The following is a 22,633-nucleotide window of genomic DNA, read 5'->3' on the forward strand; positions in this document are numbered from 1 at the left end:
TTTAAATAAAGAACACACCAGCCTGAATATAGCCATGAAAATAACGACGAGATTATTTTCATGCCTATATTCGCCCTCACTAAACATAATTAGAACACCAATTTAACACCAAACCAACAAAACAGCATTTTGATCTGCGTTATTCACTCAAAACGACTAATTATTTCTGAAATGATCGGTTATTGGTGATCTGTTTCACAGTTAATCCCTTTTTCCTGGATAAAATGACCGTGCTTTCAATTACTGAAAGGAAAATGAACATGGAAAACAATAATCGTTTAATGCCCCATATAAGGCGGACAACACATATCATGATGTTTGCCCACCGAAACTGTTTTGACTTTCATCTCTTTAACGCCCGGTAGTCCTTCGACTTCTGGCGCATCTGCTTACAGGTTATCCTGAAAAACGCTATTTTACAGGCTGTTGCCTGTGAACACCTGCGCTCATTCCTTGTGATTCAGATTCTCCGCAACCGGGCGGACTGAATTCTACTCAGCAAAAAAGCAATTAACTGATTTCGTATCAGCGGACGCGCTTTGCTTTTTTTCCCGGAAAAAATCGATTTCTTTACCGCAAGAAGTCGAGGGACCCATATTGCCTGAAATAAAGAGATAAAGATGAAAACGTTAAAAATTGCCGTCAGCCGTGCCTGCCCTGAATGCTTTACCACTTCGCGCGAGATCGTGGATATCACCGCATCGGATTATATTGATGTGGCAGCCGTGGTTCTGGCCGTCAGTGATATTTTCAATGGCGCCATAGAAGAAATAGAAGCCACGGGATTCGGTATTCCGGTGTTTATTGCCACGCATAAAGAAGAAAGGGTTCCGGCTGAATTTTTGTCGCGTATTCACGGCGTTTTTGAGTACTCCGACACCAGCAATGCGTACTACGGACGCCAGCTTGAAGCGGCTGCGCAGAAGTACGAAACCCAGCTCCGTCCGCCGTTCTTCCGCGCGCTGGTCGATTACGTCCAGCAGGGGAACAGCGCGTTTGACTGCCCCGGACATCAGGGAGGTCAGTTCTTCCGCCGCCATCCGGCCGGAAACCAGTTTGTCGATTTCTTTGGCGAAACGCTTTTCCGCGCCGATCTGTGCAATGCCGACGTGGCAATGGGCGATCTGCTGATCCATGAAGGTGCGCCATGCATCGCCCAACAGCATGCGGCAAAAGTCTTTAATGCGGATAAAACCTACTTCGTGCTGAACGGCACCTCCTCTTCCAATAAGGTGGTGCTCAATGCCCTGCTCACGCCAGGCGATCTGGTGCTGTTCGATCGCAATAACCATAAATCTAACCACCACGGGGCGCTGTTACAGGCGGGAGCGACGCCGGTGTATCTGGAAACAGCGCGCAACCCGTACGGGTTTATCGGCGGTATTGACGCACACTGTTTCGACGAGAGTTACCTGCGGGAACTGGTGTCAGAGGTCGCGCCTGGTCGCGCGCGGGATGAACGTCCCTTCCGTCTGGCGGTGATCCAGCTGGGCACCTACGACGGTACCATTTATAACGCCCGTCAGGTGGTGGATAAGATTGGTCACCTGTGCGATTACATCCTGTTTGACTCCGCCTGGGTGGGTTACGAGCAGTTTATCCCGATGATGGCCGACTGCTCGCCGCTGCTGCTGGAGCTGAACGAAAACGATCCGGGCATTCTGGTGACCCAGTCGGTGCATAAGCAGCAGGCGGGCTTCTCGCAAACCTCGCAAATCCATAAGAAGGACAGCCACATAAAAGGCCAGCCGCGCTATGTACCGCATAAGCGCCTCAACAACGCCTTTATGATGCACGCCTCCACCAGCCCGTTTTATCCGCTGTTTGCCGCCCTGGATATCAACGCCCGCATGCACGAGGGGCAAAGTGGGCGCAACATGTGGATGGACTGCGTGGTGACGGGTATTGAAGCGCGGAAACTGATCCTTCAGAACTGTCAGTTTATTCGTCCGTTCGTGCCGGAGACGGTGGATGGCCGTCCGTGGGAAAGCTGGGATACGGCGGAGATCGCCACCGATCTGCGCTTCTTCCATTTCGTTCCGGGCGAACGCTGGCACGCCTTTGAGGGATATGCCGAGCATCAGTATTTTATTGATCCCTGCAAACTGCTGCTGACCACGCCAGGCATCAACGCCCGCACCGGCGAGTATGATGATTTCGGCGTGCCCGCCACCATCCTCGCCAACTTCCTGCGTGAAAACGGCATCGTGCCGGAAAAATGCGACCTCAATTCCATTCTGTTCCTGCTCACCCCGGCGGAGGACATGGGCAAATTGCAGCAGCTCGTCGCCCAGCTGGTGCGCTTCGAAAAACTGCTCCAGAGCGATGTGCCGCTGAAAGAGGTTCTGCCCTCTCTTTATAAGCAACATCCGGAACGTTATGCGGATTATTCCCTGCGTCAGATTTGTCAGGAGATGCACGACCTCTACGCCCGCCATAACGTGAAGCAGTTGCAGAAAGAGATGTTCCGCAAGTCTCACTTCCCGCGCGTCATGATGAACCCGCAGGAGGCGAACTATGCCTATCTGCGCGGTGAGGTCGAGCTGGTGTCACTGCGCGACGCGGAAGGCCGTATCGCCGCGGAAGGCGCGCTGCCTTACCCACCGGGGGTGTTGTGCGTGGTTCCGGGGGAAGTCTGGGGCGGTTCCGTGCTGCGCTATTTCGCCGCGCTGGAAGACGGGATCAATCTGCTGCCGGGCTTCGCGCCGGAGTTACAGGGGGTTTACGTCGAGGAGTGTGACGGGCGCAAACAGGTGCGCTGCTACGTCATTAAACAACCCGCCGCTCAGCCGTCTCTGCTGAAAGGAGAAAAATTATGAGTAAGTCCAATAAGATGGGCGTGGTACAACTCACTATCCTCACCATGGTGAATATGATGGGGTCCGGGATCATCATGCTGCCCACTAAGCTCGCTGAAGTGGGGACGATTTCGATTATCTCCTGGCTGGTAACGGCAGTCGGCTCAATGGCGCTGGCGTGGGCGTTTGCCAAGTGCGGGATGTTCAGCCGTAAGTCTGGCGGCATGGGCGGCTATGCCGAATATGCGTTTGGTAAGTCCGGTAACTTCATGGCCAACTATACCTACGGGGTGTCGCTGCTGATCGCCAACGTGGCGATTGCCATTTCCGCTGTCGGTTACGGTACGGAGCTGTTTGGCGCGACGCTAACCCCGGTGCAGATTGGGCTGGCGACCATCGGCGTGCTGTGGATCTGCACCGTCGCCAACTTTGGCGGCGCGCGCATCACCGGACAGCTCAGCAGCATCACCGTCTGGGGCGTGATCATTCCGGTTGTCGGTCTGTGCATCATCGGCTGGTTCTGGTTTAGCCCGACGCTGTACGCCAATTCCTGGAACCCGCACCACGTGCCGTTCTTCACCGCCGTGGGATCATCCATCGCCATGACGCTATGGGCTTTCCTCGGGCTGGAGTCAGCCTGTGCGAATGCGGAAGTGGTGGAAAACCCGGAAAAGAACGTGCCGATCGCGGTACTCGGCGGGACGCTGGGGGCGGCGGTGATCTATATCGTCTCAACCAACGTGATTGCGGGAATTGTGCCCAACATGGATCTCGCCAACTCCACGGCGCCGTTCGGGCTGGCGTTTGCGCAGATGTTTACGCCAGAGGTAGGGAAAGTGATCATGGGACTGATGGTGATGTCCTGCTGCGGCTCGCTGCTGGGCTGGCAGTTCACCATCGCCCAGGTATTCAAATCCTCCGCTGACGAAGGTTATTTCCCGAAAATCTTCTCCCGCGTCACCAAAGCGGATGCGCCGGTACAGGGTATGCTGGCGATTGTGATTTTCCAGAGCGGTTTGTCGCTGATGACCATCAGCCCGTCACTGAACAGCCAGTTTAATGTACTGGTCAACCTGGCGGTGGTGACGAACATCATTCCGTACATTCTGTCGATGGCGGCACTGGTGATTATTCAGAAGGTGGCGAAGGTGGATCCGCGCAAAGCCCGGGCGGCCAATATCGTGGCGCTGATTGGGGCGATTTACAGCTTCTATGCGCTCTACTCGTCCGGTCAGGAGGCGATGCTGTATGGCGCGATGGTGACCTTTATGGGCTGGACGCTGTACGGTCTGGTGTCACCACGGTTTGAACTGAAGAATAAGCATAGTTAAAAAAGAAGCCCGGTGGCGCTAACGCTTACCGGGCCTACGAGATCACTGTTTTCTCCCTCTCCCTGTGGGAGAGGGCCGGGGTGAGGGCATCAGCCCGCACCAGACACCACTTACGCGTTTTTCAGCACTTCGCTGACAATCTCTACCGCTTCTTTCTCAATCTGCTGGCGGTGCTCAGCGCCGAGGAAGCTTTCGCAATAGATTTTATACGCATCTTCCGTACCGGATGGACGCGCGGCGAACCAGCCGTTTTCGGTCATCACCTTCAGGCCGCCGATGGATGCGCCGTTACCCGGTGCCGCCGTCAGACGCGCGGTGATCGGGTCACCTGCCAGGGTGCTTGCGCTGACCATCTCCGGAGAGAGTTTGGACAGAGCGGCTTTCTGAGCAGAGGTCGCGCCAGCCTGAATACGGTTATAGCTTGGCGCACCAAAGCGTGCTGCCAGGTCGTTGTAATGTTCCTGCGGGTTCTTACCGGTAACCGCGGTGATTTCCGCCGCCAGCAGGCACATGATGATGCCGTCTTTATCGGTTGACCATGGGGTGCCGTCGAAGCGCAGGAAGGATGCCCCCGCGCTCTCTTCACCACCAAAGCCGAAGCTGCCGTCGTGCAGACCGTCGACAAACCACTTGAAGCCCACCGGCACTTCCACCAGCTTGCGGCCCAGCGCATCGACCACACGGTCAATCATGGCGGAAGAGACCAGCGTTTTACCCACCGCAACCTCTTTGCCCCACTGCGGACGGTGCTGGAAGAGATAGTTAATCGCAACAGCCAGGTAGTGGTTCGGGTTCATCAGCCCAGCCGGGGTGACGATACCGTGGCGGTCGTAGTCCGGGTCGTTGGCAAACGCCAGGTCGAACTTGTCGCGCAGCGCCAGCAGGCCCGCCATCGCGCATTCGGATGAGCAGTCCATACGGATCGCGCCGTCTTTGTCCAGGTGCATAAAGCGGAAGGTCTGATCGACGTGATCGTTCACGATGGTCAGATCCAGCTTGTAGTGATCGGCAATGCGTTTCCAGTATTCAATACCGGAGCCGCCCAGCGGATCCACGCCCAGCTTCAGACCGGCTTTCTGGATAGCGGCCATATCGACGATATCCGCCAGCCCTTCCACGAACGGCTGCACCAGATCCTGCTCTTTCACGTGGCCGGACGCCATGGCTTCATCCAGCGAGATGCGCTTCACGCCGTTCAGACCGTTAGCCAATAACGCGTTGGCGCGATCTTCCACCACTTTCGTGACGTTGGTATCCGCCGGGCCACCGTTAGGTGGGTTGTACTTGATGCCGCCATCTTCCGGTGGGTTGTGGGACGGGGTGATCACAATACCGTCCGCCTGCGCGCCACCTTTTTTGTTATGTACCAGAATAGCGTTAGAAACCGCAGGCGTTGGCGTGAAACCGTTGTGCTCCTGAACAATCACGTCTACGCCGTTTGCCGCCAGTACTTCCAGCACGGAGATAAAGGCAGGTTCAGACAGGGCGTGGGTATCTTTCCCAACATAGCACGGACCGGTGACGCCATTTTTGGCGCGCTCTTCCGCGATGGCCTGAGCAATGGCCAGAATGTGCGGTTCGTTAAAGCTATGGCGCGCCGCGCTGCCGCGGTGGCCAGATGTACCAAACTTCACTGCGTGTTCTGCGTTGCCCACCACCGGCTTCAGCACGTAGTACTGCGCGGTCAGTTGAGCGACGTTAATCAAATCGCGTTGTTGTGCAGGTTGTCCTGCACGGCTGTGATTTGCCATTGCCTGGTCCTTCTGATGCAAGGGTTAAATTGTACCGCAAACCTTTTCGATCAATTCCGCCGGGAACTGCATGGACTGCATGATATGTTCGATCATGCTGCACTTGCGGCCCGTATTGGTATTGGTGATCACCCAGTATGGCGTACCGGGAACATGTTTGGGTTTGGTTTGGTTGCCATTTTGCAGCAGGGTCTGCTCGTCACCTGCGAAGTAAACGCGCGTGCGACCGTGCAGCGACTCTGTCGCTTCTGCAAATGCGTTGTTATCCAGTGAATAAAGTGTAGACAGCACCAGCATAAAGCGGTTAACCGCCTTTTTCTGCTCTGCATATTCATCGGACAGCAGCAGCTCGCGCATCGCGCGCACTTTGTCTTTTGCCGGCATGACGGCAGGTTTTACTTGTGCAACAACGCTCGGCTGAGACACGACATCTTTAGTGACAGGAGTGGGCTGTGAGGCGGCGGAAATTTTAAGCATGCGCCGTAAAATGTCGGACGCGCTCTCCCCAATATGCCGCGTCTGGCTGGCAATATACTGATAGAGTTCGTCATCAACTTCGATTGTTTTCATCTTAATCCAGTGCGATATCTTATCTGAATACAAGTCGTTGAGATTATAAGGTCTAATCCCAACAGCGGATAGCGTCAAACCAGGTTGGCGGCAAAAGTCAGATTAAACTGGATCCTTGCCCCCGGGCGGCAGAATGGTCAACATGATACCCTAACCTGACAAACCTAAAAAAAGAACTTTGCCATGAAATTGAATACCCGAGCGCAAACTGCACAATCGCCGAACAATAATTCTCCCATCGTACTGGTTCACGGCCTGTTTGGTAGCCTGGATAACCTGGGCGTGCTGGCGCGCGATTTAGTGACCGATCACGAGATCCTCCAGGTTGATATGCGCAATCACGGTCTTTCAGGACGCTCGGAGGAGATGACCTACGCAGCCATGGCGCAGGATCTGCGGGACACCCTCGATGCGAATAATATCCAGAAAGCGACGCTCATCGGGCATTCAATGGGCGGTAAAGCGGTGATGGCGCTTACAGCGCTGGCCCCTGAGCGAATTTCCGGTCTGGTGGTCATTGACGTTGCGCCCGTCAATTACGACGTTCGCCGTCACGATGAGATTTTCGCTGCGATCAATGCCGTGACAGAGTCAGGCGTCTCCACACGCCAGCAGGCGGCAGCCGTTATGCGCGAGCATCTCGATGAAGAAGGCGTGGTCCAGTTCCTGCTGAAATCCTTTGTTGACGGACAATGGCGCTTTAACGTCCCGGTACTGTGGGATCAGTATTCGCATATTGTGGGGTGGGAAAATGTCCCCGCCTGGCCGCACCCTACCCTCTTTATTCGCGGTGGCAACTCCCCTTACGTCACTGACGCGTACCGTGACACGCTGCTGGCGCAATTTCCGCAGGCTCGCGCTCACGTCATCGCCGGTGCCGGGCACTGGGTCCACGCGGAAAAACCGGATGCGGTCCTGCGCGCCATTCGCCGCTATCTTACTGATACAGCGAATTGATTAAAAAGCCAGCGACCGGAAGACGACGGGCTTCCAGTCGTTGGCGTGTGGATTTGGGTGATGTATGATGGCGCGCTTATCGCCCGGGCATTAGCAGGGCGGCGTGTTTCCCCCGAAGTCTCAGAATCATGGCCAAAGAACAAACGGACCGTACGACACTAGATCTGTTCGCGAATGAGCGTCGACCGGGACGACCGAAAACGAATCCGCTTTCGCGCGATGAACAGCTGCGTATCAATAAACGCAACCAGCTTAAACGCGATAAAAATCGTGGGCTTAAGCGTGTCGAACTCAAGCTGAATGCCGATGCCGTCGATGCGCTTAACGAGTTAGCTGACGCGCGCAACATCAGCCGCAGCGAACTGATCGAAGAGATGCTGATCGCCCAGCTTGAGACGTTACGCGGCAAGGCGTGAGTCAGAAAATCCCCAATATTACCTTTTTCATGTAGCACAGAGTGCAGTCCTGCGTGATAGCTGTTTCCGCAGGGTTGCCTGTTCTGCTATTATTGCCCTTATCCGTGGACAATTTGCGCCACCATACCATTAAGTTTCAAGAGGTTATTTTACTCATGGCAATCATCGGCATTTTCTTTGGCAGTGATACCGGCAATACTGAAAATATCGCAAAAAACATTCAAAAACAGCTCGGTAAAGACGTTGCTGATGTGCATGACATCGCCAAGAGCAGCAAAGAAGATCTCGAGGGCTATGACATCCTGCTGCTGGGCATCCCGACCTGGTACTACGGTGAAGCACAGTGTGACTGGGACGATTTCTTCCCGACGCTGGAAGAAGTCGACTTCAACGGCAAGCTGGTTGCCCTGTTTGGCTGTGGCGATCAGGAAGACTACGCTGAGTATTTCTGTGATGCGCTGGGCACTATTCGCGACATCATTGAGCCGCGCGGTGCGGCGATCGTTGGTCACTGGCCAACAGCGGGTTACCACTTCGAAGCTTCCAAAGGTCTGGCAGATGACGATCACTTCGTTGGCCTTGCCATTGATGAAGACCGTCAGCCAGAGCTGACCGCAGAGCGTGTAGAAAAATGGGTTAAGCAGGTTCGTGAAGAGCTGAACCTGGACGATATCCTTAACGCCTGATATCCCTGCGGCGCAACTCCGGTTGCGCCCGTTGTCCAGGTAAAACCGATTAAATTAATTGCTACAAACTTTTAACTTTTTCGTCCAGACCTGTACAATATCCCCCTGGTAAAAAGTGGGTGCCATCGAACAAGTTTGTTGGTGATACCACGTTTTTATAAGCATACTTTGCTTGAGACTTGCAGTTTTCATTTAGCCATGGCAGTTCTATAATGAGACGCATTATCCCAAGTGCATTTTCTGTCACTTCTTCTTTTGAAGTGAATCGTTTAGCAACAGGACAGATTCCGCATGACTGACAACAATACCGCATTAAAGAAAGCTGGCCTGAAAGTAACGCTTCCTCGGTTAAAAATCCTTGAAGTGCTTCAGGGGCCAGACAATCACCATGTCAGTGCGGAAGACCTTTATAAGCGTCTTATCGATATGGGTGAAGAGATTGGGCTGGCAACCGTCTATCGTGTGCTGAACCAGTTTGATGACGCGGGCATTGTTACTCGTCATAATTTCGAAGGCGGTAAATCCGTGTTCGAGCTGACTCAGCAGCACCACCACGATCACCTGATCTGCCTCGACTGTGGCAAGGTCATTGAATTTAGCGATGATTCCATTGAATCACGCCAGCGTGAAATCGCCGCCCGTCATGGCATCCGCCTGACCAACCACAGCCTGTACCTGTACGGTCACTGTGCTGAAGGGGATTGCCGCGAAAATGAACATGCGCACGACGCAAAATAAGTCAGTGTTCATACTCTGAGCCAGCCGTGAGGTTGGCTTTTTTTTGCCTGAAAAAAGCCCAGTAAGCGCAGCGCCACCGGGCGTAAAGCAACTTATTTATTGTTATTGCGAATCTCGTCCCATATCTTATCGCAACGCTTCGCCACTTCCTGATCGTTACCGGTTTTACGCGCCTGAATACAGGCCTGGTAATCCATCACGCGAACGTTTTCCTGCGTGGCGAATTGCTCATGGGCTTTGTCTTTTTTCAGCACGTTCAGCACGCTTTGACAGGCTTCAATCTTCTCAGGTGAACCTTGTGCGGTATTGATGCAAGCGCTATACGCCTCTTTCAGACGGGAGTCTTCTTTCGGCGCCTGATCCTGCGCGCACGCCACCAGCCCGAATGCCAGCAGCGCAACGATTACCCTTTTTTTCATCATGTTCAGTCTCCATAACGGCGGGACACAGCCCGCCGCAGCATTCATCAGAAGATGGTAAATGGCGCAATGACCATAAATTTCACGTCGCGCTCATCCTGGAAGATGTTGCCGTAACCGCCCGCGTAGCTCGGGATATCGGAGTGGTTGTCATACTGGGTGAAGTGCAGTTTGAACATCGTGCCTTTCGCACGCCCCTCCTGCAGGGTGTAAATCGCATCCAGACTGTATGAAGACTCTTTCAGACGGTAGTTCGGATCGTAGTAGGCGTCTGGCGTAGCCATATCCGCTGGCTTCGCGTCCCAGGCGTACGCGTAGGACGCACCCACTGCCCAGCCAGGCAGGTTCCAGTTCTTCAGGTCATACATTGCGCCGAAGAAGACTGCCTTTTCGCCGTCGGCGTTGAAGTCAGAGCGGTTATCCCACCAGATATCCAGACGACCGTTGGAAGAGGCGTAGGTTGGCGTCATACGTTGCAGGAAGTAGCCCTGCTGCCCTTCTGCCTTGACCCATGTACCCTCCAGACGCAAATCAACCTGACCCACCTTGTAGCCGAAGGTCAGCGCCTGTAACCACGCGGTGCCGTCATAAATATCATTTACGCTGCCATCGCTGACCTTGTCGCGCGTACCGTAGAACTGATAGCTGGTGCTCAGCGGGCTACCTGCGATATCAAATTTGTAGCTGGCTTTAGCAAAGTACTGATCAATATAACCTTCAGCCTGACCAAAAGCCGCTTCCAGCACCAGATCGTTTTTGAAGTCGTACTTCGCCCCCAGCGAGTGGAGATAATCAACTTTGGTTTTTTTATCGTTTTGATAGAACTTGTCCATCTCAATGTGCCACGGCGCTTTGTACTCGTTGGTCCACATATAGGAGAAGCTCAACGCCCCCGCATCGCCGTAGTCAAAATTAGCACCGGCTTCCGCGCCCTGATAGGTACCTGGCATAAAGCTCCAGTGCGGCGCTAACAGCGTCTGACCGGTTGGCTGGATATAACCACCACGCGCCCAGACCGGGCCATATTTGAATTTTGCAGCCGCTTTATACAGGCTGATTCCGCTTTTATCGCCGGACCAGTCTTCGTCGTAAGCTTTATTGCTGGAGGAGAACGCAATTTCGTTCGGATGGCCGCTGTCGCCATTTTCGGCCATTTCAATTGCGGTGAACGCTGCAATATCGATCCCGAACATATCGGCGGCATATCCCGACTGGAAATCCAGGTTGGCGTTCCAGGTCGAGTGAGAGAGGTTAGTTTTGTATTTATCTTCAGTGACGTCTTTACGGTCACGCTCACGTTGCCAGTAATAAATACCGCCCGTAAGGGTGGAATCTTCAATGAAACCTGCTGCTTTTGCCTCTGGCGCAACCACCAGGCCCGACATTGCTGTCACACCGGCGATAGCCAGCGCCAGCGCACTACGTTTGCCACTGAACGTACGCATAGATTATTCCTCTTTGACGAATTAAAACGCCTTAAACGGCGAAAAACAGAAAAGACCAAATGGTCAGGGGTAGTCAGAAATACCCTCGAATTAACTACCGTCTTTAGGTTATTTTTCGCGATGCGAATTATCAATGCTTTTAATCAGGCAAAAGTCAGGATTATGACGAAGAGCACATATTTCGTAGTGCTTTGTAACATTTACCGTGAAGCGAGTACTGGCGGGGGAATACGCTAATTTTCAGTAAGTAACATTGAGATTGAGAATATATTTTTCAGCGTTTCTGTTTTTGGAAAACAACAAACTTTTTTTAAATAAAATAAGTAGCACCACATTGACCTGGAATGTTGGCTTTAAAAGATTATCCCGATGCTTAACGACATGATCGTTAAATAAAAAAACGCCGCATTACGCGGCGTTTGTTTCTCATTGACCAGAGCAGCGTTATTATTCGCCGATCTTAGTCCAGGTATCACGCAGACCCACGGTACGGTTAAATACCGGTTTTTCTGCCGTGCTGTAACGACTGTCCAGGCAGAAATAACCCTCACGTTCGAACTGGAACGCTTTACCGGCTTCAGCGGCTTTTAGAGACGGCTCGGCATACCCCTGCTTGATAATCAGCGACTCAGGGTTAATAACCGCCAGGAAGTCTTCCGCTGCGCCTGGGTTAGGCACGCTGAACAGACGGTCGTAGAGACGGATCTCAACCGGCAGCGCATGCTGCGCGCTCACCCAGTGGATTACACCTTTCACTTTACGGCCATCCGCCGGATCTTTGCTCAGCGTCTCTGCGTCGTACGTACAGAAGATGGTCGTGATGTTACCTTCCGCATCTTTCTCTACGCGCTCGGCTTTGATTACATAGGCGTTACGCAGACGTACTTCTTTGCCCAGCACCAGACGCTTGTACTGCTTGTTCGCTTCTTCGCGGAAGTCGGCACGATCGATCCAGATTTCACCGCTGAACGGCACGTCGCGGGTGCCCATTTCCGGTTTGTTCGGATGGTTAGGCATAGAGACCAGTTCGCTCCCGCCCTGCGGATAGTTTTCGATAACCAGTTTCACTGGATCGATCACCGCCATCGCGCGCGGCGCGTTTTCGTTCAGGTCTTCACGAATGCAGGATTCCAGAGACGCCATTTCGATGGTGTTGTCCTGCTTGGTGACGCCGATACGTTTGCAGAACTCACGAATGGACGCAGAGGTGTAGCCACGACGACGCAGGCCAGAAATGGTCGGCATACGTGGGTCGTCCCAGCCTTCAACGTGCTTGTCAGTGACCAGCAGATTCAGCTTACGCTTGGACATCACGGTGTATTCCAGGTTCAGACGAGAGAACTCGTACTGACGCGGATGCACAGGAATGGTGATGTTATCCAGCACCCAGTCGTACAGACGACGGTTGTCCTGGAATTCCAGCGTGCACAGAGAGTGCGTAATGCCTTCCAGCGCATCGCTGATACAGTGGGTGAAGTCGTACATCGGGTAGATGCACCACTTGTTACCGGTCTGGTGGTGTTCTGCGAACTTAATGCGGTACAGCACCGGATCGCGCATCACGATGAACGGAGACGCCATATCGATTTTGGCACGCAGACACGCTTTACCTTCTTCGAAGCCACCGGCACGCATTTTTTCAAACAGCGCCAGGTTCTCTTCCACGCTACGATCGCGGAACGGACTGTTCTTACCAGGCTGAGTCAGCGTACCACGGTATTCACGGATTTCGTCAGCAGAGAGCTCGTCGACGTATGCCAGACCCTTGTTAATCAGTTCAACCGCATAGGCATACAGCTGATCGAAATAGTCTGAGGAGTAGCAGATATCGCCAGACCAGTTGAAGCCCAGCCATTGCACGTCGTTTTTAATCGACTCAACGTATTCGATGTCTTCTTTTACTGGGTTGGTGTCATCGAAACGCAGGTTGCACTGCCCCTGGTAGTCTTGCGCAATACCAAAGTTCAGGCAGATCGATTTGGCGTGACCAATGTGCAGGTAGCCATTTGGCTCCGGCGGGAAACGCGTGTGGACTGTGGTGTGCTTACCACTGGCCAGATCTTCATCGATGATCTGACGAATAAAGTTACTCGGGCGGGCTTCTGCCTCACTCATCGTGGATTCCTCAAAGCGTAAACAACGTATAACGGCATATGATCTTATAAGCCGGACGTAGTGACAACCCTTAAAACGTCCCGGAAGAAAATAATGGGGGCAATTGCTGCAAAAAAAAGCGGCGGAGGATATCCCCCGCCGCTAAAGGCATAACTCTACTCAGGAGCGATTACTTGCCTTTAATCTCATACAGTGGCGTTTGGCCTGCAACTACCTGCCCCTGCGCCTGGATCACCAGACCGCTGAAGTCGTCGATGTTGCTGCACACTACCGGGCTTATCATGGAGCGCGCGTTGGCGTTCAGGAACTCCAGATCCATTTCCAGAATCGGCTGGCCTGCCGCCACTTCAGCGCCCTCTTCCACCAGGCGAGTAAAGCCCTGACCGTTCAGCGCAACGGTATCGATACCCATATGGACAACGATCTCCGCGCCTTTTTCCGTTTCCAGGCAGAACGCGTGGTTGGTGTTGAAGATTTTCACGATAGTACCGGCTGCCGGAGAGACCACGGTTTTGTCCGTTGGTTTCACCGCCACGCCATCACCGACCGCTTTGCTGGCGAACGCTTCGTCAGGCACCTGCTCAAGCGCAACAACGTCACCTGTCACCGGAGAAACCAGCGCAGCGATGGTCACCGCATTTGGCACAGCCTGCTGTTTTGCAACCGGCGCGTCAGCCACTGGCGCGTTATCCGTTGAGGCGGCAGCAACCGGCCCACGGGCAACCACTTTTTTCATTTCATCGCCGATAGATTCGGCTTTCGCACCCACGATAACCTGGATGGTTTGTTTGTTCAGCTTCACCACACCAGACGCACCAAGGCGTTTGCACATTGCATCGCTCACGCGCGCGGAGTCGCCCACGGTCAGACGCAGACGGGTAATACAGGCATCGATCGCTTTCAGGTTGTCGGTGCCACCCACAGCGGCAATATAGCTGGTTGCCAGCTGGGTTAAACCCTCTTCGGTATTGCTGTTGGCTTCACTGTTCACAACATCATCTTTCGTATCTTCGCGGCCCGGCGTCTTCAGGTTAAACATACGAATAACCGCGCTGAACAGAACGAAGTAGATAACGAAGAAGATCAGGCCCATCACCACCAGCATCCAGACGTTGCTGCTTGCCGCCGGCAGGTTGTACATCAACACATAGTCGATAGCGCCTGCGGAGAAGGAGAAGCCTGCATGGATACCCAGAAGGGTGGCAACGAACAGGCTGATACCGGTCAGGATCGCGTGCATCAGATACAGCAGCGGAGCCAGGAACATGAACAGGAATTCCAGTGGCTCGGTCACGCCGGTCAGGAAGGCGGTGATCGCAACGGACAGCAGCATCCCGCCAACCATTGGGCGACGCGCTTTCGGCGCAGCCAGGTACATTGCCAGCGCGGCGCCAGGCAGACCAAACATCATGATTGGGAAGAAGCCGGACATGAACATGCCCGCGGTGCCGTCACCTGCGTAGAAGCGGTTGATATCACCGTGGAATACCGCGCCAGCCGCGTTGGTGAACTCACCAATCTGGAACCAGGCGATGGTGTTCAGTACCTGATGCAGACCGGTTGGGATCAGCAGACGGTTAATGAAACCGAAGATGCCCGCGCCCATTGCGCCCGCAGATACGATCCACTCGCCACCCGCATGGATAGCATGCTGAACCGGTGGCCAAACGTAGCCAAAGATGGCGGCGAGGATCAGACAGAAAAAGCCCGTCGCAATCGGCACAAAACGTTTACCGCCAAAGAAGCTCAGGAAGTCAGGCAGTTTGATACCCGCCCAGCGGTTGTACACGGCGCCACCGACCAGACCGGTAATGATACCCGCCAGTACACCCATGTTGATTTCCGGGTTGATGGTTACCATCGCTTTCGTGAGGATGAAGTAACCTACCGCCCCTGCCAGTGCCGCAGCACCGGCGCTGTCTTTTGACCAGCTTGACGCCACGCCGATGGCGAAAATCAGCGCAAGGTTGTCAAAAATGGCGCCGCCTGCCTGGGCAATAAACGGCACATTAAGAAGATCGGGTTGCCCGAATCGCAGCAGCAACGCTGCAACCGGTAGCACGGCGATAGGGAGCTGCAAAGCCCTACCGAGGCGCTGGAAAAAACCTAAAATATTCATCCTATTCCCCCTACGAGACCCTTTGTTAAGACTCGCGCATAAACTATGTTTTTATTGTGTCACGAACGATAGATACTGTTGATGATTCACTGGCAGTGTGAGTGTGTGAAAAATTAATTCGTATCGCAAATTAAACACCTATTTTTTGTGATTATTGTCACCAAATATCGTATTAAACCCTCCCTTTCACTGGCTAACCACGAAAACTTATTTTATCATTCAAAAAATCAAGACGGATTGATCCGGCCTGAAAGGTTCCAGGTTACGCTTAGTTCAGGTTGCACTAATCATCCGCCCACTTTTACTTAAACTTTAGAGGTGAATAATGAGACTGATTCCCCTGGCAACAGCTGAACAAGTCGGAAAATGGGCTGCTCGTCATATCGTTAACCGCATCAACGCGTTCAAACCAACAGCCGATCGTCCTTTCGTACTCGGTCTTCCAACCGGTGGTACTCCCCTGACCGCGTATAAGGCTTTGGTTGAAATGCACAAAGCGGGCCAGGTTAGCTTTAAACATGTTGTGACCTTCAACATGGACGAATATGTCGGCCTGCCAAAGGAACATCCGGAAAGTTACCACAGCTTTATGCACCGTAATTTCTTCGATCACGTTGATATTCCGGCTGAAAACATTAACCTGCTGAATGGAAACGCGCCTGATATTGACGCAGAATGCCGTCAGTATGAAGAAAAAATCCGTTCTTACGGTAAAATCCACCTGTTTATGGGCGGCGTAGGCAACGATGGTCATATCGCGTTCAACGAACCGGCATCTTCACTGGCTTCCCGTACCCGTATTAAAACGTTGACCCATGACACGCGTGTGGCTAACTCCCGCTTCTTTGACGGCGACGTCAATCAGGTGCCTAAATACGCGCTGACCGTGGGTGTGGGTACGCTGCTGGATGCCGAAGAAGTGATGATTCTGGTGCTGGGCGCAGTGAAAGCGCAGGCGCTTCAGGCTGCCGTTGAAGGCAACGTGAACCATATGTGGACGATCAGCTGCTTACAGTTGCATCCAAAAGCGGTTGTCGTGTGTGACGAACCGTCCACCATGGAGCTGAAAGTGAAAACGCTGAAATACTTCAACGAGCTGGAAGCTGAGAACATTAAAGGTCTGTAATTGAATAACCGCCTCTTTTATCAGGGGCGGTCGCTTTTTTAACCGGGGGTCGATATGTACGCTTTAACCCACGGTCGGATTTATACCGGCCATGAAATTCTGGATGACCATGCGATTGTAATCGCCAATGGCCTGATTGAACGTGTTTGCCCGCTGGCGGAACTGCCGCCGGAGATCGAACAACGTTCCCTCAATGGAGCAGTAATCTCCCCCGGTTTCATCGACGTACAGCTTAACGGCTGCGGCGGTGTCCAGTTTAACGATACCGCAGAGGCGGTAACGGTTGAAACGCTGGAAATCATGCAAAACGCCAACGAGAAATCGGGCTGCACCAGCTATCTGCCAACGCTGATTACCAGCAGCGATGACCTGATGAAACAGGGTATCCGCGTCATGCGCGAATACCTGGCAAAACATCCGAATCAGGCGCTGGGTCTGCACCTGGAAGGACCATGGCTGAATATGGTCAAGAAAGGCACCCATAACCCAAACTACGTGCGCAAACCGGATGCCGAACTGGTGGATTACATGTGCGCCAATGCCGATGTGATCACCAAAGTGACGCTGGCACCGGAAATGACCGGCACGGACGTTATCAGCAAACTGGCCGCCGCCGGGATTGTGGTATCTGCGGGCCATTCGAACGCGACGCTGAAAGAGGCGAAGGCCGGTTTCCGCGCAGGCATTACATTTGCCACACACCTTTATAACGCGATGCCGTATATTACCGGTCGCGAACCGGGACTGGTTGGCGCAATTCTGGATGAACCAGACGTCTACTGCGGCATTATCGCCGACGGCTTGCATGTCGATTACACCAACATCCGCAACGCCAAGCGCCTTAAAGGCGACAAGCTCTGCCTGGTCACGGATGCTACCGCTCCGGCAGGAGCGAATATTGACCAGTTCATTTTTGCTGGTAAAACAATATACTACCGGAATGGACTGTGTGTGGATGAGAACGGCACGCTGAGCGGTTCTTCTCTGACGATGATCGAAGGGGTACGTAACCTCGTTGAACATTGCGGCATTGCGCTTGAGGAAGTGCTGCGCATGGCTACGCTTTATCCGGCGCGCGCTATTGGCGTCGATAAACAGCTCGGCGGTATTGCGCCAGGTATGGTTGCAAACCTGACGGCGTTCACACACGATTATAAAATTATTAAGACCATCGTTAATGGTAACGAGGTCGTCACTGAGTAAGTAAAAGTATGACACCAGGCGGACAAGCTCAAATCGGTAATGTCGATCTCGTTAAACAACTTAACAGCGCGGCAGTTTATCGCCTGATTGACCAGCACGGGCCAATCTCACGCATTCAGATAGCCGAACAAAGCCAGCTTGCTCCCGCCAGCGTGACAAAAATTACACGTCAGCTTATTGAGCGCGGCCTGATCAAAGAAGTGGATCAGCAGGCCTCCACCGGCGGCCGCCGCGCGATTTCCATCGTCACTGAAACCCGCAATTTTCAGGCCATTGGCGTTCGCTTAGGCCGTCATGACACCACGCTTACGCTCTACGATCTGAGCAGCAAGGCCATTGCCGAAGAGCACTACCCCCTTCCTGAGCGCACGCAGGAGACGCTCGAACACGCGTTACTGAATACCATCGCGCAGTTTATCGAAAGCTGTCAGCGCAAGATCCGTGAACTCATCGCCATCTCGGTGATTTTACCCGGTCTGGTTGACCCGGAAAGCGGTGTTATTCGCTACATGCCGCATATTAAAGTAGAGAACTGGGGGCTGGTTGAGGCGCTGGAAAAGCGCTTCAAGCTGACCTGCTTTGTTGGTCACGATATCCGCTCGCTGGCGCTGGCGGAGCACTACTTTGGTGCGAGCCAGGACTGCGAAGACTCTATTTTGGTGCGCGTTCACCGTGGTACAGGTGCGGGTATCATCTCGAATGGCCGCATTTTTATTGGTCGTAACGGTAACGTAGGCGAGATCGGTCATATCCAGGTGGAACCGCTTGGCGAGCGCTGCCACTGCGGTAACTTTGGCTGTCTTGAAACCGTTGCCGCCAATGCCGCCATTGAACATCGCGTCCGCCACCTGCTGGAGCAGGGTTATCAGAGCCGCGTCACGCTGGGCGACTGTAAGATCGGTGCCATCTGCAAAGCGGCAAACAAAGGCGATGCGCTGGCCTGCGAAGTGATCGAACAGGTAGGACGCCACCTGGGTAAGACCATCGCCATTGCCATCAACCTGTTTAATCCGCAAAAAGTGGTGATCGCCGGCGAGATCGTTGAAGCCGAAAAAGTATTACTGCCTGCCATTGAAGGCTGCATCAATACCCAGGCGCTGAAGGCATTTCGCCAGAATTTGCCGGTGGTGCGATCTACGCTCGATCACCGCTCGGCAATTGGCGCATTCGCCCTGGTAAAACGTGCCATGCTCAACGGGATCCTGCTGCAACATTTGCTGGAATCCTGATCGGACCTTATAGTAACGCCTTCTTTTTTTGATGTCGGATTGTCCATGACCATTAAGAATGTAATTTGTGATATCGACGGCGTGCTGATGCACGACAACGTTGCCGTGCCAGGTGCTGCGGAGTTTCTTCACCGCATCATCGACAAAGGAATGCCACTGGTTCTTCTCACGAACTACCCTTCACAGACTGGTCAGGATCTGGCAAATCGCTTTGCTACCGCGGGTGTCAACGTCCCGGACAGCGTGTTTTATACCTCTGCGATGGCGACCGCGGATTTCCTGAAGCGTCAGGAAGGCAAAAAAGCCTACGTGGTTGGCGAAGGCGCGCTGATCCACGAGCTGTATAAAGCGGGCTTCACCATCACCGACGTGAATCCGGACTTTGTCATCGTGGGCGAAACGCGCTCCTTTAACTGGGAGATGATGCATAAAGCAGCCTACTTTGTCGCCAATGGTGCACGTTTTATCGCCACTAACCCGGATACGCATGGTCGTGGTTTTTATCCCGCCTGCGGTGCGCTGTGCGCCGGTATCGAAAAAATCTCAGGCCGTAAGCCGTTTGTTGTCGGCAAACCGAGCCCGTGGATCATCCGCGCTGCACTGAATACGATGCAGGCACACTCAGAAGAAACCGTCATTGTTGGCGACAACCTGCGCACCGATATTTTGGCCGGCTTCCAGGCCGGGCTTGAAACCATCCTGGTGCTTTCTGGCGTTTCACAGCTTGATGACATTGATACGATGCCGTTCCGGCCAAGCTGGATTTACCCCTCTGTCGACGAAATCGACGTTATTTGATTCAGAACCACGCCCCAGGGCGTGGTTTTTCATTTCTGCTGCCTGAAAATATCACTTCATCTAACGAAATCAGCTCTCCATTGAGAAATCATCAATAGAATGGCTTAATGCATACTCTTTTTTTAAGATTCGGCAATTGCCATTGCACTTTTTACGTTTTCATCGGTAAAACGCTTGCGCCCCCTCCCCTTTTTGCGGCATTTTCATAAGCAAGCAACATCACAACGCAACAGGGTTAACGGAGAAGGTTATGTGTTCTATTTTTGGCGTACTGGATATTAAAACTGACGCGGGCGAACTGCGTAAAAAAGCACTCGAATTGTCCCGCCTGATGCGCCATCGCGGTCCGGACTGGTCAGGCGTTTACGCCAGCGATAAAGCGATTCTGGCTCACGAACGTCTTTCCATTGTTGATGTCAACGCTGGCGCACAGCCGCTGTATAACGAGAAAAAAACGCACGCGCTGGCTGTTAACGGTGAAATTTACAACCATCAGGCGCTGCGCGCTGAGTACGGCGATCGCTACGCGTTTCAGACAGGCTCAGACTGCGAAGTGATCCTGGCGTTGTATCAGGAGAAAGGCCCGGAGTTCCTCGACGACCTGCAAGGTATGTTCGCCTTCGCGCTGTACGACAGCGAAAAAGACGCTTACCTGATTGGCCGCGACCATATTGGTATTATCCCGCTGTACATGGGACACGATGAACACGGTAACTTCTACGTTGCCTCAGAGATGAAAGCCCTGGTACCGGTGTGCCGCACCATCAAAGAGTTCCCGGCAGGTAGCTACCTGTGGAGTAAAGACGGCGAGATCCGCCCGTACTACCAGCGCGACTGGTTTGATTATGAGGCGGTGAAAGACAACGTGACGGACAAAGCCGAACTGCGTCAGGCACTAGAGGAGTCAGTGAAAAGCCACCTGATGTCAGACGTACCCTACGGCGTACTGCTCTCCGGCGGTCTGGACTCCTCCGTGATCTCCGCGATCACCAAGAAATTCGCCGCACGTCGCGTGGAAGATCAGGAGCGCTCAGAAGCCTGGTGGCCGCAGCTGCACTCCTTTGCCGTGGGTCTGGAAGGGGCACCTGACCTGAAAGCCGCCCAGGAAGTGGCGAACCATCTCGGCACGGTGCACCATGAAATTCACTTCACCGTACAGGAAGGTCTGGATGCGATCCGCGATGTGATCTATCACATTGAAACCTATGATGTGACCACCATTCGCGCCTCCACGCCGATGTATTTGATGTCGCGGAAGATCAAAGCGATGGGCATCAAGATGGTGCTCTCCGGCGAAGGTTCTGACGAAGTGTTTGGCGGTTATCTCTATTTCCACAAAGCGCCAAACGCCAAAGAGCTGCATGAAGAAACGGTGCGTAAGCTACAGGCGCTGCACATGTTTGACTGCGCGCGCGCCAACAAAGCGATGTCCGCCTGGGGTGTGGAAGCCCGCGTGCCGTTCCTCGATAAGAAATTCCTCGATGTGGCGATGCGCATCAACCCGCAGGACAAAATGTGCGGCAACGGCAAAATGGAGAAACATATCCTGCGTGAATGTTTTGAATCCTACCTGCCGGCGAGCGTGGCGTGGCGTCAGAAAGAGCAGTTCTCGGATGGCGTGGGTTACAGCTGGATCGACACTCTGAAAGAGGTGGCGGCAAAACAGGTTTCTGATCAACAACTGGAAACTGCGAGCTTCCGCTTCCCGTACAACACGCCAGCCTCGAAAGAAGCGTATTTGTACCGTGAGATCTTTGAGGAGCTGTTCCCGGTTCCAAGTGCAGCCGAGTGCGTACCGGGTGGTCCATCGGTCGCCTGCTCTTCTGCTAAAGCCATTGAATGGGATGAATCCTTCAAAGCCATGAACGATCCGTCAGGACGCGCAGTGGGCGTTCACCAGTCTGCCTATAAATAATGTTCAGAGTATCATCAGGCCCTCCGGGGCCTGATTTTTTTTCCTCTCTTTTCCCCGCATAAAATCGATTAATAACCAATAATTGTCGAATATTCGGCCTCGCTGTTCGCAACCTAACCAAACAGTCACATTCCGGCTATTTTCATTGAAAAAGGTGTTGACGCTGCAAGGGTCTATACGCATAATGCGCCCCGCAACGCCGATAAGGTAACGCGAAAAAAAGATGGCTACGTAGCTCAGTTGGTTAGAGCACATCACTCATAATGATGGGGTCACAGGTTCGAATCCCGTCGTAGCCACCATCTTTTTTGCGGGAGTGGCGAAATTGGTAGACGCACCAGATTTAGGTTCTGGCGCCGCAAGGTGTGCGAGTTCAAGTCTCGCCTCCCGCACCATTCCCAGGTAAGCGTTGCACGGATGGGGTATCGCCAAGCGGTAAGGCACCGGTTTTTGATACCGGCATTCCCTGGTTCGAATCCAGGTACCCCAGCCATATTTCTTCGATCATGCGGTTCTCCGCGGTATTGGGGTATCGCCAAGCGGTAAGGCACCGGTTTTTGATACCGGCATTCCCTGGTTCGAATCCAGGTACCCCAGCCATCGAAGATTGCAGTACTGGCTACGTAGCTCAGTTGGTTAGAGCACATCACTCATAATGATGGGGTCACAGGTTCGAATCCCGTCGTAGCCACCATATTTATGTTATCGAATACGATTCGGTAAACTGAACATTGTTGGGGTATCGCCAAGCGGTAAGGCACCGGATTCTGATTCCGGCATTCCGAGGTTCGAATCCTCGTACCCCAGCCACTTTAAAGTCGTTAAGCAGTTTGTTTAACGCAATTGGGGTGTCGCCAAGCGGTAAGGCTCTGGTTTCTGATACCAGCATTCCGGGGTTCGAATCCCTGCACCCCAGCCACTTAAAACAAACAAGCCCGCTCTGCGGGCTTTTTTGTTTTTGTTGCTCAGAATAGTGCGGCCTGATGCCCTCACCCTAACCCTCTCCCACGGGGCTGA

At 53.3% G+C, this 22,633-nt stretch carries 18 protein-coding genes and 7 tRNA genes; 19 read left to right on the forward strand and 6 right to left on the reverse strand.

All coding sequences use genetic code 11. The features are described from left to right. The first annotated feature begins 260 nt into the window (after positions 1-260). The 3 genes from speFL (at position 261) to potE (ending at position 4,129) form a co-directional block, all read left to right on the forward strand. Positions 261-365 (forward strand): leader peptide SpeFL, encoded by a 105-nt coding sequence (speFL, locus tag CKK19_RS21715; RefSeq protein WP_003858645.1) that lies wholly within the window; start codon positions 261-263, stop codon positions 363-365. A 255-nt stretch (positions 366-620) separates the two neighbouring features. Further along, positions 621-2,819 carry an ornithine decarboxylase SpeF gene (gene speF / locus CKK19_RS21720; protein WP_022647449.1) on the forward strand — a complete coding sequence of 733 codons (2,199 nt, stop codon included), beginning with the start codon at positions 621-623 and terminating at the stop codon, positions 2,817-2,819. Further along, positions 2,816-4,129: a putrescine-ornithine antiporter gene (potE, locus tag CKK19_RS21725; protein ID WP_022647448.1), complete on the forward strand. Its 1,314-nt coding sequence runs from the start codon at positions 2,816-2,818 to the stop codon at positions 4,127-4,129. Before speF ends, potE begins: the two co-directional genes overlap by 4 nt. Before the next feature lie 110 nt (positions 4,130-4,239). On the opposite strand, the gene pgm is transcribed toward potE, so the two are convergent. Together pgm and seqA are read right to left on the reverse strand one after the other, a co-directional pair. Then, the gene (gene pgm, locus CKK19_RS21730; protein WP_225455223.1) at positions 4,240-5,880 is read right to left on the reverse strand and encodes a phosphoglucomutase (alpha-D-glucose-1,6-bisphosphate-dependent); all 1,641 of its coding nucleotides are present in this window, start codon (positions 5,878-5,880) and stop codon (positions 4,240-4,242) included. Positions 5,881-5,904: 24 nt separating this feature from the next. Continuing rightward, entirely contained in the window at positions 5,905-6,450 is a 546-nt protein-coding gene (gene seqA / locus CKK19_RS21735; protein ID WP_003858650.1) for a replication initiation negative regulator SeqA, read from the reverse strand. A 183-nt stretch (positions 6,451-6,633) separates the two neighbouring features. Between seqA and ybfF the strand changes: the two genes are divergently transcribed. The 4 genes from ybfF to fur all read left to right on the forward strand — a co-directional run bounded on the left by ybfF (position 6,634) and on the right by fur (position 9,247). Next, positions 6,634-7,407 carry an esterase gene (gene ybfF / locus CKK19_RS21740; protein WP_022647446.1) on the forward strand — a complete coding sequence of 258 codons (774 nt, stop codon included), beginning with the start codon at positions 6,634-6,636 and terminating at the stop codon, positions 7,405-7,407. 128 nt (positions 7,408-7,535) lie between these two features. Further along, positions 7,536-7,823: a LexA regulated protein gene (gene ybfE / locus CKK19_RS21745; protein WP_003858652.1), complete on the forward strand. Its 288-nt coding sequence runs from the start codon at positions 7,536-7,538 to the stop codon at positions 7,821-7,823. A gap of 155 nt (positions 7,824-7,978) precedes the next feature. Then, entirely contained in the window at positions 7,979-8,509 is a 531-nt protein-coding gene (gene fldA, locus CKK19_RS21750; RefSeq protein WP_003858653.1) for a flavodoxin FldA, read from the forward strand. Between the two features lie 291 nt (positions 8,510-8,800). After that, positions 8,801-9,247 carry a ferric iron uptake transcriptional regulator gene (gene fur, locus CKK19_RS21755; protein ID WP_003858655.1) on the forward strand — a complete coding sequence of 149 codons (447 nt, stop codon included), beginning with the start codon at positions 8,801-8,803 and terminating at the stop codon, positions 9,245-9,247. Positions 9,248-9,339: 92 nt separating this feature from the next. On the opposite strand, the gene chiQ is transcribed toward fur, so the two are convergent. The 4 genes from chiQ to nagE form a co-directional block, all read right to left on the reverse strand. Then, on the reverse strand, positions 9,340-9,666 hold the full coding sequence (chiQ, locus tag CKK19_RS21760; RefSeq protein ID WP_032621829.1) for a ChiQ/YbfN family lipoprotein: 327 nt from the start codon (positions 9,664-9,666) through the stop codon (positions 9,340-9,342). 47 nt (positions 9,667-9,713) lie between these two features. Further along, positions 9,714-11,111, reverse strand: coding sequence for a chitoporin ChiP (gene chiP, locus CKK19_RS21765; RefSeq protein ID WP_017694280.1), 1,398 nt, complete (start codon positions 11,109-11,111; stop codon positions 9,714-9,716). Between the two features lie 447 nt (positions 11,112-11,558). Continuing rightward, a complete protein-coding gene (gene glnS / locus CKK19_RS21775) occupies positions 11,559-13,226 on the reverse strand; it encodes a glutamine--tRNA ligase (RefSeq protein ID WP_015571127.1) in 1,668 nt (555 codons plus the stop codon). Between the two features lie 169 nt (positions 13,227-13,395). Beyond that, positions 13,396-15,345 carry a PTS N-acetyl glucosamine transporter subunit IIABC gene (gene nagE, locus CKK19_RS21780; protein ID WP_225455224.1) on the reverse strand — a complete coding sequence of 650 codons (1,950 nt, stop codon included), beginning with the start codon at positions 15,343-15,345 and terminating at the stop codon, positions 13,396-13,398. Positions 15,346-15,670: 325 nt separating this feature from the next. Between nagE and nagB the strand changes: the two genes are divergently transcribed. The 12 genes from nagB (at position 15,671) to CKK19_RS21840 (ending at position 22,535) form a co-directional block, all read left to right on the forward strand. Continuing rightward, positions 15,671-16,471 carry a glucosamine-6-phosphate deaminase gene (gene nagB / locus CKK19_RS21785; protein WP_003858663.1) on the forward strand — a complete coding sequence of 267 codons (801 nt, stop codon included), beginning with the start codon at positions 15,671-15,673 and terminating at the stop codon, positions 16,469-16,471. Between the two features lie 54 nt (positions 16,472-16,525). Further along, positions 16,526-17,674, forward strand: a complete 1,149-nt coding sequence (gene nagA, locus CKK19_RS21790) for an N-acetylglucosamine-6-phosphate deacetylase (RefSeq protein ID WP_023299598.1) — start codon at positions 16,526-16,528, stop codon at positions 17,672-17,674. Between the two features lie 8 nt (positions 17,675-17,682). Beyond that, positions 17,683-18,903: a DNA-binding transcriptional regulator NagC gene (gene nagC, locus CKK19_RS21795; RefSeq protein WP_022647442.1), complete on the forward strand. Its 1,221-nt coding sequence runs from the start codon at positions 17,683-17,685 to the stop codon at positions 18,901-18,903. A 45-nt stretch (positions 18,904-18,948) separates the two neighbouring features. Further along, complete coding sequence (nagD, locus tag CKK19_RS21800; protein ID WP_003858667.1) at positions 18,949-19,701, forward strand: ribonucleotide monophosphatase NagD; 753 nt, start codon at positions 18,949-18,951, stop codon at positions 19,699-19,701. Between the two features lie 250 nt (positions 19,702-19,951). Further along, positions 19,952-21,616, forward strand: a complete 1,665-nt coding sequence (gene asnB / locus CKK19_RS21805; protein WP_015571128.1) for an asparagine synthase B — start codon at positions 19,952-19,954, stop codon at positions 21,614-21,616. A 225-nt stretch (positions 21,617-21,841) separates the two neighbouring features. Then, positions 21,842-21,918: transfer RNA gene (locus tag CKK19_RS21810), tRNA-Met, on the forward strand. 8 nt (positions 21,919-21,926) lie between these two features. Continuing rightward, a tRNA-Leu gene (locus CKK19_RS21815) sits at positions 21,927-22,011 on the forward strand. Positions 22,012-22,034: 23 nt separating this feature from the next. Continuing rightward, positions 22,035-22,109 (forward strand) — tRNA-Gln (locus CKK19_RS21820). 32 nt (positions 22,110-22,141) lie between these two features. Continuing rightward, positions 22,142-22,216 (forward strand) — tRNA-Gln (locus tag CKK19_RS21825). A 17-nt stretch (positions 22,217-22,233) separates the two neighbouring features. Then, positions 22,234-22,310: transfer RNA gene (locus CKK19_RS21830), tRNA-Met, on the forward strand. A gap of 41 nt (positions 22,311-22,351) precedes the next feature. After that, a tRNA-Gln gene (locus CKK19_RS21835) sits at positions 22,352-22,426 on the forward strand. 34 nt (positions 22,427-22,460) lie between these two features. Then, positions 22,461-22,535: transfer RNA gene (locus CKK19_RS21840), tRNA-Gln, on the forward strand. Positions 22,536-22,633 lie beyond the last annotated feature (98 nt).

The organism is Enterobacter sp. CCUG 70166, assembly GCF_020224095.1.
Taxonomy (GTDB): Bacteria; Pseudomonadota; Gammaproteobacteria; order Enterobacterales; family Enterobacteriaceae; genus Enterobacter; species Enterobacter intestinihominis.